The organism is Microbispora sp. H10836, from assembly GCF_012999525.1.
GTDB lineage: Bacteria > Actinomycetota > Actinomycetes > Streptosporangiales > Streptosporangiaceae > Microbispora.
Window position 1 is genome coordinate 26,528 of the sequence record NZ_JABBWU010000031.1, and the last position, 13,967, is coordinate 40,494.

At 67.0% G+C, this 13,967-nt stretch carries 15 protein-coding genes; 5 read left to right on the top strand and 10 right to left on the bottom strand.

Annotated features, from left to right (window positions below; translation table 11 throughout):
- Positions 1 to 53 precede the first annotated feature (53 nt).
- The 5 genes from HHX30_RS37060 (at position 54) to HHX30_RS37080 (ending at position 5,525) form a co-directional block, all read left to right on the top strand.
- The gene (locus HHX30_RS37060; RefSeq protein WP_169988466.1) at positions 54 to 1,262 is read left to right on the top strand and encodes a sugar ABC transporter substrate-binding protein; all 1,209 of its coding nucleotides are present in this window, start codon (positions 54 to 56) and stop codon (positions 1,260 to 1,262) included.
- 34 nt (positions 1,263 to 1,296) lie between these two features.
- Complete coding sequence (locus HHX30_RS37065) at positions 1,297 to 2,727, top strand: sugar ABC transporter ATP-binding protein (RefSeq protein ID WP_169988468.1); 1,431 nt, start codon at positions 1,297 to 1,299, stop codon at positions 2,725 to 2,727.
- Complete coding sequence (locus HHX30_RS37070) at positions 2,724 to 3,767, top strand: ABC transporter permease (protein ID WP_169988470.1); 1,044 nt, start codon at positions 2,724 to 2,726, stop codon at positions 3,765 to 3,767. The genes HHX30_RS37065 and HHX30_RS37070 overlap by 4 nt, the downstream gene beginning before the upstream one ends.
- Positions 3,768 to 3,809: 42 nt before the next feature.
- Positions 3,810 to 4,646 (top strand): mycofactocin-coupled SDR family oxidoreductase, encoded by an 837-nt coding sequence (locus HHX30_RS37075; protein ID WP_169988472.1) that lies wholly within the window; start codon positions 3,810 to 3,812, stop codon positions 4,644 to 4,646.
- Between the two features lie 195 nt (positions 4,647 to 4,841).
- Complete coding sequence (locus HHX30_RS37080; protein WP_169988474.1) at positions 4,842 to 5,525, top strand: EthD domain-containing protein; 684 nt, start codon at positions 4,842 to 4,844, stop codon at positions 5,523 to 5,525.
- 267 nt (positions 5,526 to 5,792) lie between these two features.
- Here HHX30_RS37080 and HHX30_RS43885 read toward each other — a convergent pair whose 3' ends face one another.
- The 10 genes from HHX30_RS43885 to HHX30_RS37115 all read right to left on the bottom strand — a co-directional run bounded on the left by HHX30_RS43885 (position 5,793) and on the right by HHX30_RS37115 (position 13,961).
- Positions 5,793 to 5,993, bottom strand: a complete 201-nt coding sequence (locus HHX30_RS43885; RefSeq protein ID WP_396706622.1) for a hypothetical protein — start codon at positions 5,991 to 5,993, stop codon at positions 5,793 to 5,795.
- Positions 5,978 to 6,379, bottom strand: coding sequence for a hypothetical protein (locus HHX30_RS43890; protein ID WP_396706625.1), 402 nt, complete (start codon positions 6,377 to 6,379; stop codon positions 5,978 to 5,980). The genes HHX30_RS43885 and HHX30_RS43890 overlap by 16 nt, the downstream gene beginning before the upstream one ends.
- Positions 6,333 to 6,596 carry a hypothetical protein gene (locus HHX30_RS43895; RefSeq protein ID WP_396706628.1) on the bottom strand — a complete coding sequence of 88 codons (264 nt, stop codon included), beginning with the start codon at positions 6,594 to 6,596 and terminating at the stop codon, positions 6,333 to 6,335. Before HHX30_RS43895 ends, HHX30_RS43890 begins: the two co-directional genes overlap by 47 nt.
- Positions 6,518 to 6,907, bottom strand: a complete 390-nt coding sequence (locus tag HHX30_RS43900) for a beta-ketoacyl synthase N-terminal-like domain-containing protein (RefSeq protein ID WP_396706630.1) — start codon at positions 6,905 to 6,907, stop codon at positions 6,518 to 6,520. Before HHX30_RS43900 ends, HHX30_RS43895 begins: the two co-directional genes overlap by 79 nt.
- A gap of 273 nt (positions 6,908 to 7,180) precedes the next feature.
- Positions 7,181 to 8,398 carry an acetyl-CoA C-acetyltransferase gene (locus HHX30_RS37090; RefSeq protein WP_169988476.1) on the bottom strand — a complete coding sequence of 406 codons (1,218 nt, stop codon included), beginning with the start codon at positions 8,396 to 8,398 and terminating at the stop codon, positions 7,181 to 7,183.
- On the bottom strand, positions 8,395 to 9,129 hold the full coding sequence (locus HHX30_RS37095) for an SDR family oxidoreductase (protein WP_169988478.1): 735 nt from the start codon (positions 9,127 to 9,129) through the stop codon (positions 8,395 to 8,397). Before HHX30_RS37095 ends, HHX30_RS37090 begins: the two co-directional genes overlap by 4 nt.
- A gap of 314 nt (positions 9,130 to 9,443) precedes the next feature.
- The gene (locus HHX30_RS43005) at positions 9,444 to 10,538 is read right to left on the bottom strand and encodes a MaoC/PaaZ C-terminal domain-containing protein (protein ID WP_169988480.1); all 1,095 of its coding nucleotides are present in this window, start codon (positions 10,536 to 10,538) and stop codon (positions 9,444 to 9,446) included.
- A 10-nt stretch (positions 10,539 to 10,548) separates the two neighbouring features.
- Positions 10,549 to 12,021, bottom strand: coding sequence for a hypothetical protein (locus tag HHX30_RS37105; protein ID WP_211593290.1), 1,473 nt, complete (start codon positions 12,019 to 12,021; stop codon positions 10,549 to 10,551).
- The gene (locus tag HHX30_RS37110; RefSeq protein WP_169988482.1) at positions 12,018 to 13,382 is read right to left on the bottom strand and encodes an acetyl/propionyl/methylcrotonyl-CoA carboxylase subunit alpha; all 1,365 of its coding nucleotides are present in this window, start codon (positions 13,380 to 13,382) and stop codon (positions 12,018 to 12,020) included. Before HHX30_RS37110 ends, HHX30_RS37105 begins: the two co-directional genes overlap by 4 nt.
- A gap of 3 nt (positions 13,383 to 13,385) precedes the next feature.
- On the bottom strand, positions 13,386 to 13,961 hold the full coding sequence (locus HHX30_RS37115) for a biotin/lipoyl-containing protein (protein WP_169988484.1): 576 nt from the start codon (positions 13,959 to 13,961) through the stop codon (positions 13,386 to 13,388).
- Positions 13,962 to 13,967 lie beyond the last annotated feature (6 nt).

Here is a 13,967-nt window from a genome sequence, read left to right on the forward strand (position 1 = left end):
GACCCCTTGTGGGATGTGACACGCATCAATATTCTACCAGACGGATGGTAGATTTGATCATCTACAAGAACTTGGCGGGCCCCGCCAAGCATGAGGAGGACGCTGTGAAGCGATTCGGTCTAGTCGCGGTCCCGCTCGCCTGCGCGCTGGCGCTCGCCGCGTGTAGCGCGCCTGACGAAGGGAACAGCAGCGCCGGGACCACCGGGGCCCAGCCGGTCGCTGCAGCGGACAAGGCGATGGTGGACATGGCCGAGGCGTACGTCCACGAACACGTGGGCGAAGTTGCCATGCCTGATCCCGCGGGCGAGGACTTCACGCCGGTCAAGGGCAAGAAGATCGGGATCCTGAGCTGCGGCCAGGAGGCGCCGGCATGCCAGCGCATGGTCAACGGGGCGACCGAGGGGCTCAAGCTCCTCGGGTACGAGGTGGTGATGGAAGACGGCAAGCTGACCCCCTCGGGGTGGGCCACAGCCATGAGCCGCCTTATCCAGAAGAAGGTCGACGGCATCATCAAACTGGCGGAGCCCGACAACGCTATGCCCCAGTCGATGAAGGAGGCCGCCGACGCCGGGATCCCCGTGGTCTGCGCGGTGTGCTCAAATTCGGGCGAGGATCCCATCCCGAACCCGACGGTCGCGAACGTCGACTTGGACGCCAAGGAACAGGGACGGGCTCAGGGCTGGTACGCGATCGCGCAGACTGGTGGGCGCGCGAAACTCATCGTGTTCAAGAACCAGCTGGTCACGGCGATGCGCCTGCGGACCGAAGGCATGAAGGAGGTGCTCGACCAGTGTGAGGAGTGCGAAGTGCTCGTGGAAGAGGAGGTGACGCAGGCACCGGGATTCGAGGCCCGCCTCAGGTCCCTCGTCACCGCCCAGCTGCAAAAGTATCCCAAGGGCGCGGTCAACGTCATCGCCGCCACCTCCGACTCCCAGTCACTCGGAGCCATCCAGGCGGTTCAGCAGGCCGGGAGAACCGCTGACGTGAAAATCGTCTCGTCAGACTGCGAGCTCGCGTCGCTGGACACCATCCGCAAGCACGGCCCGCAGGTCATGTGCAACAACTCACCCCTCGCATGGCTGGGTTTCGCCGCCTCTGACCTCATGGCACGTGTCCTCGCGGGGCAGCGGCCCACGCAGGTGTTCATTCCGTCCAAGATCGTCGACGCGGACAACAACTTGCCCGCCGAGGGGCAGTTCGTTTCCGACCCGGACTATGTCTCCTTCTACAAGAAGCAGTGGGGACTTGTCTCAGCTGGCTGAGGGCTCATTTAGGGGAACGGGAGACCTGACTACGATGACCACCGGCACACCGGCGCTCACCGTCCGCGGCCTGCGCAAGAAGTTCAACGGAGCCACGGTGCTCGACGGGGTCGACATCACCGTGGCGCCGGGGGAGATCCATGCCTTGCTGGGCGCCAACGGGGCAGGGAAATCAACGTTGATCAAGATCCTCTCCGGCATCTACGAGGCCGACGGCGGAGAGGTAGCGATCGGAAGAGGAGTGGGCGGGCACCCAGGCCGCCTGAGCTTCGTACACCAGGATCTCGGGCTCGTCGACGAGCTCACGGTGCGTGAAAACCTTTACCTGGGCTCCTCTGCCAGAAGCCGGCGGGGATTCGTGGACCACCGGGCCGAGCGTCGCCAGGCACTGGCGAGCCTGGCTCGGGTCGATCTCCGAATCGACCCTGACGTGCAACTGTCCTCACTGGGGCTTGGCGCAAAGACGCTCGTGGCCGTGGCGCGGCTTATGGCCGAGGACGCGTCTGTGATCGTTCTGGACGAGGTGACCGCCGCGTTGACTCGCCGTGAAAGCAGTTGGCTCCTGTCCGAAGTGCGTAAGTTCACCGAGGAAGGCGGCTCCGCGATCTTGGTCACGCACCGTCTTCACGAGGTCACGGAGCACTGCGACACGGTCACACTGCTTCGCGACGGCACCCCTCACTACAGCGGACCGACGCCGTCCGTTCACGAGCTCCACGAGATGCTGTCCGCCGGGGTCCCGCACATCCGGCGTGCGCGTGGCGGGGACGCGGGCCCCGTGGTCGCGGCCATCTCAGCTGCGGCTTCGAAGGGGGTCGGCCCTATCGATCTGGAGGTGAGGGCGGGCGAGGTGGTAGGACTCGTGGGCCCCCTCTCCTCCAATCTCTACGCCATCGGGCACCTCGTGGCAGGGCATCTGCCGTTGACCTCGGGAAGCGTGCGGATCTCGTCGGCCGACGGGCGCCCCGGGCGGGTGGCGCTCGTACCGGAGGACAGGCGGGCCCAGGGGCTGCTGCACGGCATGGACGTCCGGGCCAACCTATTGATCAGTTCGCTGAGGAAGAGGGCACGCCTGGGCTTCCTCCAGCACTCCCGTGAGCGCGCAGACGTCGAGCGAGAGGTGCGTCAGGTGAACGTGCGACCTACGGACCCGGACTACCCAATCCTCGGCCTGAGCGGCGGGAACCAGCAGAAGGTGCTCATGGGACGCGCCCGGCTCATGGCTCCTGACCTGTATGTGTTGTGTGAACCCACCAGGGGGGTCGACGTCGGTACGCGTCGTGCCATCTACAAGTTCATCGATGACGCGTGCGCGGCCGGCGCCGCGGTCATCGTCCTCAGCATCGACCTCGACGACATTATGGCCGTCTCCGACCGTGTCGGCCTCGTGGACGACGGTCGCATCACCGGGCTGTCGGAGATCGACTCCATCTCCGCCGATGAGATCCTGGAGAACGTGCTATGAGCAATCGGCTGACACAGCAATCGCCGGCTGAGCCTCACGTGCAGCGTGAGCAGAGCCAGGTGCTTCCCGGAACCCGCGCTCCCCGGCGCTTTCGCCTCGAGCGATACGGGACCATTCTCTTCTTCGTCGTCTTCATCCTGATTGTGGCGGCTATAGAAGGAACCTCGTACGCGTCCTGGGGCAACCTGGCACTAGTAGCATCCCAGAACGCCCACGTGGCCTTCGTGGCCTCCGCTGTGACGATCACTTTGATCGCGGGACAGTTCGATCTGTCGGCCGGTCCGCTGGTCGGCATGTCCGCCGTCCTTATCGCCGGCTTCACCGCGAACCAGGGCATGCCGCTCGGAATGGCGCTGTTGCTCGTGGTCCTCATCGGGGCTCTGGTGGGCCTGGTCAACGGGCTGCTCGTCACCCGGGCGAAGGTCGACGCCTTCATCGCCACGCTTGCCGTCGGGGGCGCCGCGACCGGTGTCTCGCTCCTCTACAGCGGCGGGCTCGTCATCTACACGGGCATTCCGCAGTCGCTGCTCAACGCGGGCACGTACGAACTCGCCGGCGTCCCCCTGACGATCTGGTACGTCGCCATCCTGCTGGTCGTGGGCTGGGCTGTCACCAGACAGACGATCCTGGGTCGTAACTGGTACGCGAGTGGCGCCAACCCGGATGCCGCCCGGCTGGCCGGGGTCAAGGTGACCCGCATGGTCGTGTTCGCGTTCATCGCGACCGGAGTTCTCTCCGCGCTGGCCGGCATTGTGCTGACCGCCAGGATGGGCTCGTCCGACCCGACCGTCGGTCCGGACCTGCTCCTGCCGGCCTTCGCGGCGGCGTTCCTGGGTTCATCGATCCTGTCCGACGGCAAGTTCACGATTCTCGGCACGATCATCGCGACTCTGCTGATCGCATTCGCCGCAGCCGGACTGGACGCCATCGGGCTTTCGGCCGGTGTCAAGCCCGTCTTCAACGGTGCGGTTCTCGTGGGCGCGGTAGCCCTCACGGCACTGCTGCGCCGCCGCTCCGGCGGAGCCGGAAGTAGAGCCTGAAACGCGCCGTACTGACCGGATTTTTGAAAGGAATGAGCAAGCATGGGACGTGTCGACGGCAAGGTGGCCTTCATCACCGGCGCGGCCAGGGGACAGGGACGCAGCCATGCGCTTCGGCTGGCGGACGAGGGCGCCGACATCATCGCGGTCGACTTCTGCGGCGCGGTCAAGACGACTGACTATCCAATGGGGCAACAGGCCGATCTCCAGGAGACCGCCGAGTTGGTGCGGTCACGCGGAAGGCGGGCGGTCGTCGCCAGAGCGGACGTGCGCGTCCAGGCAGAGCTGGACGAGGCCGTCGCCGTCGGGTTGGAGGCTTTCGGACGGATCGACATCGCAGTGGCCAACGCGGGCATCGTCTCTTGGGGTGCGGCACATGAGATCACTGAGGAGCAGTGGGACGAGGTGATCGACATCAACCTGTCAGGCGTTTGGAAGACGCTCAAGGCCGTGATCCCAACTATGCTCGCCCAGCGCGCTGGCTCGATCGTCATCATCAATTCCGGCGCCGGGCTCATGGGCCCGAACAACCTGGCCCACTACGCCGCCGCGAAACACGGCCTGGTCGGCCTGATGCGCACCATCTCCAACGAGGTGAGCCCGCACGGAGTCCGGGTGAACTCGGTGCACCCGAGTCAGGTCGACACTCCGATGATCATGCACGACAGCCTCTTCAAGCTGTTCCGGCCCGACCTGGAGTCGCCGGGTCGCGAGGATATCGTCGAGACGTCGACGCGACTGCACACGATCCCGATTCCCTGGGTCGATCCCGTGGACGTGTCGAATGCGGTGCTCTTCCTGGCCTCCGACGAGGCGCGCTACATCACGGGCGCTCAGCTTGCCGTTGACGCGGGTGGTTCCACCAAGACCTCCTACTGACCCTGGCGTCTGAACGTCCGGCGGGCCGTTCCAGGCAGACCTGACGAATCCGGGACAACTCGCGGTCGACCGGGTCCGCCAGGTCTGCCCGGTGCGGCGCCCGGCACTGTCGGCCCAACGGGTCGGTTTCGCGGTCGCGGGCCGGCTCGGCCAAGTCCGTGTACTGAACCTGACGAGCGAAATGGAGGAGCAGTTGTGCCTGTTCGGTTCTTCGGATTGATTCCGAGGCTCAAAGAGATCTCTTCAGAAGAGTTCCACGATCACTATCGCTATCCTCATGGCACGTTTGGGCTTGGGCTCGAGCCCATGCGTCACTACGTGCAGAGTCATCAGATTCACACAGACCTCCTAGACGTGACGCAGTCGGAATTCGAGGCGATCGCCGAAGGTTGGTACGACTCGCTTGCCTCAGCGAGCGGTCTGGCCGACAACGACCACTACCGTGAGCACTTGCGCCCGGACGAGCCGTCATTCGTCGACATGAGTGGTCTCAAGTGGGTGTTCGGAGTCGAGCTCACCGCGGTAGACAAGAAGGACTACGTCGCGAACGCGACGGCTGCTGAGCGGTGGTGGTCTTACGACCGCGTGCCGACTTCGATCAAGCTCATCCAGTTCATCGCGAATCAAGCGCTTCCGGACCGCGATGAGGATATCAAGGCCGCGTTCGCGCTCGGAGGTCAGCGATACAGTCTGACTTCTACGATCCATCCGGAGGGTGCATCCTCACCGCCCCCGTTCGCGGCCGTGCGCGAGATCTGGTGGCCCACCCTGACCGAGTTCACTGCGGGGACTCAAGCTTCGGCCGGCGCATGGGACTATTTCCTCGATCTCGCCAACGAATCTCGAACGCTGCTTGCGCAGGCGGAGCGATTTCGCTGATGACCAGGGGAGGACGTCGCCGGTGAGTGTACATATGACCCTGCAACCGACCCGGGGCACCTCACGATCCCGATTCCCTGGGTCGACCCCGTGGACGTGTTCAGCGCGGTCCTCCTTCTGGCCTCGGATGAGGCGCGCCACATCACGAGCGCTCAGCTTGCCGTTGACGCGGATGGTTCTCCACCAAGACCTCCTACTGACCCTGGCGTCTGAACGTCCGGCGGGCCGTGCCAGGCAGACCTGAGCACCCTGAGCCGGTCTCGCCTGTCACAACGCGTGGTCCTCGACGCCCTCCATGACCAGGGCGAGTCCCTGGCCGACGCCGATGCAGAGGCTGGCGACCCCTCGTCGGCCGGGGTGACGGCTGAGCTGCCAAGCGAGGGAACCGGCGAGCCTTGCTCCCGACGCGCCCAGGGGATGCCCCATGGCGATGGCGCCGCCCTGTGGGTTGATCAGAGCTCCTTCCACTCGGCCATGCAGGCCAGCGACTGCGCCGCGAACGCCTCGTTCAGTTCCATCACCGCAATGTCGGCCAGGTCGCCGCCGGCCCGGGCCATGGCTCGCCTGACGGCCTGGACGGGGCCGATGCCGAAGAACTGCGGCTCCACGCCGTGAGCCCCGGACGACACGATGCGCGCCAGCGGGGTGACCCCGAGTCGCTCGACCGTGGCCTCGTCCATCAGCAGCACCGTTGCGGCGCCGTCGTTGAGCGAGGAGGAGTTCCCTGCGGTCACCGTCCCGTCCTTGCGGAAGACCGGCTTCAAAGCCGCCAGGGACTCCACCGTCACGCCGTCGCGGATCGTCTCGTCACGCGTGAGCTCGACGCCGGGGTAGGACCGCGTATACACCGTCACGCCATGCCTTAGAGGCCAGACGGTGGCTGCGGGCGGCGAACTCGTCGGCGTCCTCCCGCGACACCCCGTACCGGTCGCGCAACTGCTCTGTCGCCTCTCCCAAGGAGACGGTCCACTCCGCGGGCATCGCAGGGTTCGTCATCCGCCACCCCAGCGTCGTGGACCATAGTTGCTCGTGACCAGTGGGGAAGCCGCGCTGGGCTTCTGGAGCACCCATGGAGCCCGAGTCATCGATTCGACACCGCCAGCCACCACGACGTCGGCCTCCCCCACAGCCACGGAACGGGCCGCCTGGAGCACCGCGTCGAGACCAGAGGCACAAAGCCGGTTTACCGTACTGCCCGTGATGCGGGTCGGCAACCCGGCCAGCAGCAGAGCCATCCGCGCGACATTGCGGTTGTCCTCGCCAGCCTGGTTGGCAGCGCCCAGCGTGACCTCATCGATGAGCTCGGCCGCCCGTCCGGACTCGCCCAGCCGACGGTCCAGACGCGCCGCGATCTCGCGTACCGATAGGTGTGCGGACGGCATCGACGACGAAGACGGGGCGGCCCAGCATGGTAGGTAGTTCTCCTTGCTCGCTGAGGGACTGGCCAATCGGTTGTGGTGACAATTTGGTGACCGCGTCGGCGGCCGGTCGAGGGGGTTTACGGGACCTTCCGGTTCTGACTGCCTGTGGTTGGGTGTCGTGGTCGATCAACACAGGCGAGGGCCCACGCGGCGCCGGCGACCACCCACCACGAACGCCGGCGACCGCGTCGACGTCCCGAGCCGGACTGTGCCCGGTCGTCCTTCCCCGCGGCTTCAGGTGAGTCGTTCCAGCACCATCGCCATGCCCTGCCCCCCGCCTACGCACATCGTCTCGAGACCCAGCCGGCCGTCGCGGGCCCGCAGCGCGTTCACCAACGTGCCGGTGATCCGCGCACCGGTCATCCCGAACGGATGACCAACCGCGATCGCGCCACCGTGGACGTTCAGCCGGTCGAGGTCGACCTTCAGCTCACGAGCGCAGGCGAGCACCTGTGCCGCGAATGCCTCGTTGATCTCCACCAGGTCCATGTCGGCCATCGTCAGGCCGGCCAGGTCGAGAGCCTTCCGGGAGGCCTCGACCGGTCCCATTCCCATGATCTCCGGGGACAGCCCCGACACCGCGGTGGAGACGATCCTGGCCAGCGGCGTCAGTCCGAGGGCGCGTGCCCTGACGGCGCTCATCACCACGAGCGCGGCGGCGCCGTCGTTGAGGGGGCAGCTGTTGCCGGCGGTCACCGTGCCGCTCTCCCGGAACACCGGGCGCAGCCCCGCCAGGCTTTCCACTGTGACGCCCGCCCGCGGGCTGTCGTCGTCAACAACCCTTGTGCCGTCCGGAAGCTCGATGGGAGTGATCTCTCGGGCCCAGTGCCCCTGTTCGATCGCGACCTGCGTACGCTCCTGGCTGAGTGCCGCGTACGCGTCCTGGTCCGCGCGGCTCACGTCGTACGCCGACGCCACGTTCTCTGCGGTCTCCCCCATGCTGATGTAGACGTCCGAGGCCAGCTCCAGCCGTGCCGGGTCCTCCCAGGGATCGTTGGACATCGAGCGGGCGGCAGTCCGTTCCCGGGCCCGCGCGAAGACCGGGTTCTGGGTGCCGGGCGCGCCGTCGGGGTTACCGGTCAGCGTCCGGCTCACGCTCTCCACGCCCGCGGACACGAAGGTGTGCCCCTCACCGGCGCGGATGGCGTGAAAAGCCATGCGCGTGGTCTGCAGGCTGGATGCGCAGTAGCGGTTGACCGTCGCGCTGGGGACGTTGCGCAGCCCGGAGAGTTCCGCCACCACGCGGGCCATGTTGTAGCCCGCTTCTCCCCCGGGGAGACCGCAGCCGAGCAGCAGGTCGTCGACGACGAGGTCGTCGCCCAAGCCGAGAGTGCTGATCGCCGCCCGCACCGCGTGCGCGGCCAGGTCATCAGGGCGCACCCCCGTCAGAGATCCCTTGTGCGCACGCCCGATCGGAGTGCGGGCGGCAGCGACGATTACCGCCTCGGTCACAGGGTCAGTCCTCCATCGATCGTGAGCACCTGCCCCTGGACCATCGCGAACTCGGGGCGTGCCATCGCCTCTACGACGCCGGCGACATCGTCCATGGTGACTCCCCTACCCGACGGGTTGGCCTGCGTCTGGGCCACGAGCCGCTCGTTCCAGGAGTCGGGGAACATCTCGCGCCTTGCCTTGGTGTCGAGCGGCCCAGGCGAGACGCAGTTGACCCGGACGCCACGCGGAGCGAGTTCACGGGCGAGGTAGCGCACCAGGTGTTCGGCCAGCGCCTTGGGGGCGCCGAGCATTCCATACTCCGGGATTGCGCGGACGGCGCCGGCGCTGGTGATGTAGAAGACGGAAGTGCCCGCGGTGAGCAGGTCGTCAAGCTCGCGGATCAGGTGGGCGATCGAGGTCCCGTTGAGACGGACCGACCAGTCGAGATCCTCGCCGGACTGCTTCTGGAGCGGGCCGGGGCGGCCAGCGGCGGCCGAATGTACCAACTGGTCGATGGAGGTCACTCTTGACCGGACTTCCCGGACAAATGCGCGGATGCCGTCCAGCTCGGCGAGGTTTGCTTTCACCACGTGCACCTCGGCGCCTGTCGTCTCCACGCGGGCCCGCGCCTTGCTCGCGGCGGCGTCGTCCCGGGCGTAGTTGAGGACGACGGTCCTCCCGGGGCCGGCCAGCCGCGTGGCGATGGCCAGTCCGATCCCGCTGGTTCCGCCGGTTACCACTACTGACACGCGATGTACCGCCTTTCTCTCAGTGGGTTCGCTAGAACCCAGGACGCGACCGGAGATGCCAATCATTCGTTTGGTAGAATTACATGATTACTCTGCCGGGCTTTGGCGCAGGCGGCTTCCTACAAGATCGGCGAGCCGGGCGAGTCCTAAGAGCCTGACCGCAAGCCTCGATGCCTACGAAGAGGCCGTCGATGGGGCCGGGGAAGGATCGGCAGATGCGCCCCGGCAGTCGCGCGACGCGGTGACGAACGGCAGCGAGCGCTGCAGGTCGTGAACTGTGATCAGGTCGTTCCGGGGCAGCGGGCGTGCCGCCCTCATCGGAGGAGCAGGGTGACGGTGTCGGCGATGCATGCCGGCTTGCCGCCGCCCTGAACCTCGACCACCACGCGCAGCCCGAGCTGGACACCGCCCTCGATGTCGCGTACCTCCCGTACGGTGACGACCGCACGGACCTTTGCGTCCACTGTGACCGGGCACGGAAAGCGTACCCTGTCCAGCCCGTAGTTCACCCGGCGGGCGACGCCATCGACGGTGAACGCCTCCTGGACCAGCACGGGCAGCAGCGAGAGCGTCAAGTAGCCATGGGCGATGGTCGCGCCATACGGGCCCTCAGCGGCCCGCGCCGGGTCGACGTGGATCCACTGGTGGTCTCCAGTCGCCTCGGCGAACAGGTCGATGGTCCGCTGGTTGACCGGGTGCCATCTGCTGGTGCCCACCTGCTCTCCGACGAGGCTTCCAAGGTTCTCCAGGCGAAGCTGGCTCACATCTTCCTCCTTGAGCCCGGCCGATCCGTCGGCAGTCGGGAGTTCGCCGAGGAGCCGCATGGCCATGTTGGTGTAATCGTGCGCGACATCGTCGGCCGACCGAGTGCCGGCGGGGTTGTACCAGTCCGGCAGAGACGAGATCGCCGACATCACGAAGTTCGCGGCGAACCGGTCGTTGTGCACCAGTGCGATCGCCCCCTCCTGCGCAGCCTCGCGGATCATTTCCACCAGCACCAAGTCGTAGAACTTTCGCTGTTTGAGCATCACCTCCCGGAGCCGGTCGCTCGCGTGCCGCCACTCGCGGGCGTACAGACTCGCCCGGCGGAGGTTCTCGAGGTACCACCTCGCAAGTGCAGTGATGAAGGCGCGGAGTCGCTCGCCACTGGGCACGTCGAGCGCCCGGGTTGCCGCCGCGATCGCGCTCACTTCCGCGTGGGAGTCCTCGAAGATCTTCTCGAGCAGCGACTCCTTGGAGTCGATGTAGTAGTACAGGCTGCCCTTGAGTATCCCGAGCTCCTTGGCGACGTCACGCACCGACGTGCCCGAGTACCCCTTTTCCCAGAACACTCTGATCGCGGCGTCGAGGACCTCACGGTCACGGGCCCGGCCGCCGTCGAGAGGACGGCGGGCCTCGCGTTGCACCATCACTGCCGCCTCAGGAGGTGCGCCGGCGCAGGGTGGCCGACATCCCAGGGCTGGTGACCGAGACCGCGGAGAACGACCGGGACTCCGACACCAGCTCTGCGAGGTGGTCGAGGATCCGGTCGGTGCGGGTGCGCGGGTCGGTGCGGATGGGCCCGGCCGCGATCATCGCATCGACCTCCTCGTCGGAGGTCATAAACCGCAGAAGGAGTTCCTCGTCACTGCAGTCACGTCCGATCTGCTTGCGCACCTCGGCGAGGGAAGGCTGCGGGCGCTCCCACTTCGCGTACGCCGCGGCCTTCGGTGCCGCCATGATGCGGTCGAGAACGTTTGGGTCGATCGCTCGGGGCAGCGGGCCGTAGTGGCCGAGCGCGTAGTGCAGCACCTCGTCGGGGATGATCAAGTAGCGCTCGGTGTTCACGACGTTCAGCAGCGCCTGAATACCCACGAACTGCGAGAATGGGGTGGCCATGATCGGTTCACCGAGCTCCCGCCGCACACGTGGGATCTCCTCGAGGACCTCGTCGAAGCGGTCCAGCATGCCGTGCTGTTTCAGCTGAGCTTTGAGAGTGCCGGTCATCCCGCCGGGAAGCTGGTGTTCGTACATCCGGGGGTCGTACTCCGCCATCTCACCGACCGGGTAACTGCCGACCAGCGCCGCCTCGCGGAAATGCTCGGCGACCGGGGCGAGCCGCGACTCATCGAGCGAGTGGCCGACGCCCATGCTGGCGAGGATAGGGAGCATCCCCTCCGTTGACGGGACCGACGGGCCGTTGGCCATCGGGCGTGACGCGGTGTGCAGCCGGTGGAACCCAGCCTTGATGCCCTCGATGTAGTTGTGCTGCGCCAGCCCCGTGGTGTTGTGACACTGTAACTCGAGGGTGACGTCACCGGCGGCGGCCTTGAGCGCGGGAAGCAGCGTCGCCGCGCGCTCGGGCTTGAGCACCCCGGCGGCGTCCTCAACGTAGATCGACTCGATCCCGGGCCAACTGGCGATCTCTCGTGCCCGAGCGGCGAAGAACTCGTCATCGTGGACGTCGGTGAGTCCGTACATAATGGCCGGAGCCACCGAGCCGCCCGCCTCCAGGATGACGTCGGCCAGCCGCTTCATTGTGGGCATGTCATAGAGGCAGTCGTAGATCCAGAAGCTGGTCACGCCATGCTTGATCATCGTCTTTACCCACAGGTCCATAACCGAGTCCGGCGTGTGCGCGAACCCGATCACGCTGATCGTCCGCAGCCCGGACCGAAGCACGCTGTTCGGCAGGTTCTGCACGAGGAAGTCGGTGGTCGCCCATGGGTCGTCCTTGAACGACCGCAGCAGCACGGTGAACATGCCGGCGCCGGTGAGGTCGACGACCTTGAACCCGGTCTTGTCGATGTGTGGCAGCGCCGGCGCGGCCTCGTAAGCCCGCATCCGCATGCCCCAGAGGCTCTGCTGGCCGTCCCGCAGTGTCTGGTCGACGAAGTCGATGTACGTCATCATGAACCTTCCGTGATGTCGTCGGCGAGGAAGACCTCCTCGAGCCACCGCGTGTGGATCGGCTCGCTCGCGAACCGCTCATCGGCGAGGATGGCCTGCTGCAGGCCAACGGTGGTATGGATGCCCTCGATCCGGAACCGGGCGAGGGCCCGTCGCATCAGCTGCAGCGCCTCCCCGCGGGTGGCACCGTGGGTGATGACCTTCGCGATCATCGAGTCGTAGTAGGGCTCCACACGGGCGCCAGGCTGGACGAACGTGTCGACCCGGATTCCGGCTCCCTGCGGGGGCACCCACGTCGTGACCACACCAGGCGTCGGCAGGAAGTCGCGCTCGGGATCCTCGGCGTTGATCCGGCATTCGACGCTGTGGCCGTCGAGCCGCACGTCGGACTGGGCGAACGGCAGCGGCTCTCCGGCGGCGACTTTGAGCTGGGTGCGGACGACGTCGATGCCGGTGACCTGCTCGGTGACGGGGTGCTCGACCTGCACCCGCGCGTTCAACTCCAGGAAGATGAAGTCCCCGCGCTCGGCGTCGACGAGAAACTCGACGGTCCCGGCACCGACGTACTCGAGCCCGGCGGCCAGACTGACCGCGGCGTCGCGCAACCGCTGTACGACGTCACCGGGCAGCCCCACGGCGGGAGCCTCCTCGATCAGCTTCTGGTAGCGCCGCTGCGCGCTGCAATCACGCTCCCCGAGGTGGCAGACGTTTCCGTGCGTGTCGGCGACGATCTGCACCTCAACGTGCCGGGCCTTCTCGATGTACCGCTCCAGGTAGAGGGTGCCGTCACCGAAGGCGCGCTCGGCCTCAATACGCGACCGCTCGAACGCCCGCCGCAGGTCTTCGGGACCGCGCACGATGGTCATGCCGCGGCCTCCGCCGCCGGCGGAGGCCTTCATCAGCAGCGGGTAGGCGTCGAGTCGCTCGGCGGCCACCAGGGCCTCGGCGAGTGAGGCGAGCCCAGGAGTTCCGCGACCGGTGGGGATTCCTAGCTTCTCCGCGACCTCCCGGGCCCGGAGCTTGTCGCCGGAGCGGCGCATCACGTCACCCGGCGGGCCGATGAAGGTGAGGCCATATTCGGCGCAGGCGTCGGCCAGTTCCGGCCGTTCAGAGAGGAACCCGTAGCCGGGGTGGACGGCATCGCAGTCGGCGTGCCGAGCCGCGGCGATGATCCGGCCGACGCTGAGATAGCTGTCGGCCGCAGGCGCCGGGCCGATGACGACGCAGTTGTCCGCCATCCGCGCGGCCAGGGAGTCGACGTCGGCCGTGGAGACCGCGGCGACGGACTCCAGCCCTTCGTCGAAGCACGCTCGCACCACGCGAACGGCGATCTCGCCGCGATTGGCGACCAGGACGCGACGCACGGCTCAGCCCTGGTCGAGCGTGATGGTGAACAGCGGCGCCCCATGCTCGATCGAGGCGGCGTTGCCGGCGTGGATCTCGGTCACTACCCCCGCGACGGGCGACTCGACGTGGCTCATCAACTTCATCACCTCGACGATGCAAAGGGTGTCACCGGCTTCGACGCGCTGGCCGACCTCGACGTACGGCTTCGCGCCCGGTTCGGGAGACCGCCAGAAGATGCCGACGCTCGGCGAGCGCACGACCTCCACCCGCCCGGAGGCGACCGGTGGGGACGTCTCGCTTCCAGCCGTTAGGGCGGTGTCCCCCTCGGTTGGAGCCGGGGCTCCGTTCACGGCCGGCGCGGCGGCGGTAGGGGCTGGCGCGTCGGTAGGGGTGGGGATGGTAGGAGCGGCTACCGCGGGAGCGACGACGTTCGTGCCGCCGGTCGCGACGGTGGGCAGCGTGCCGCCGTTGCGGGCCACCGCTATCGACACGTCGCCGATCGTGATGAGCGCCTCGTCCCAGCTCGAAGCGTCGAGCGCGTCCAGCACCCGCTTGATATCGCTCGAGCTCAGCCGGCGATCCTGCGCGTCGGTCATTTCAGC

Excerpts from the sequence above, each read along its gene's own strand:
- HHX30_RS43895 (WP_396706628.1), bottom strand. The coding sequence starts at position 6,596 with ATGGGTGCTCCAGAAGCCCAGCGCGGCTTCCCCACTGGTCACGAGCAA.
- HHX30_RS37115 (WP_169988484.1), bottom strand. The coding sequence starts at position 13,961 with ATGACCGACGCGCAGGATCGCCGGCTGAGCTCGAGCGATATCAAGCGG.
- HHX30_RS43900 (WP_396706630.1), bottom strand. The coding sequence starts at position 6,907 with ATGCCGTCCGCACACCTATCGGTACGCGAGATCGCGGCGCGTCTGGAC.
- HHX30_RS37070 (WP_169988470.1), top strand. The coding sequence starts at position 2,724 with ATGAGCAATCGGCTGACACAGCAATCGCCGGCTGAGCCTCACGTGCAG.
- HHX30_RS37075 (WP_169988472.1), top strand. The coding sequence starts at position 3,810 with ATGGGACGTGTCGACGGCAAGGTGGCCTTCATCACCGGCGCGGCCAGG.
- HHX30_RS37065 (WP_169988468.1), top strand. The coding sequence starts at position 1,297 with ATGACCACCGGCACACCGGCGCTCACCGTCCGCGGCCTGCGCAAGAAG.
- HHX30_RS37105 (WP_211593290.1), bottom strand. The coding sequence starts at position 12,021 with ATGATGACGTACATCGACTTCGTCGACCAGACACTGCGGGACGGCCAG.
- HHX30_RS43005 (WP_169988480.1), bottom strand. The coding sequence starts at position 10,538 with ATGGTGCAACGCGAGGCCCGCCGTCCTCTCGACGGCGGCCGGGCCCGT.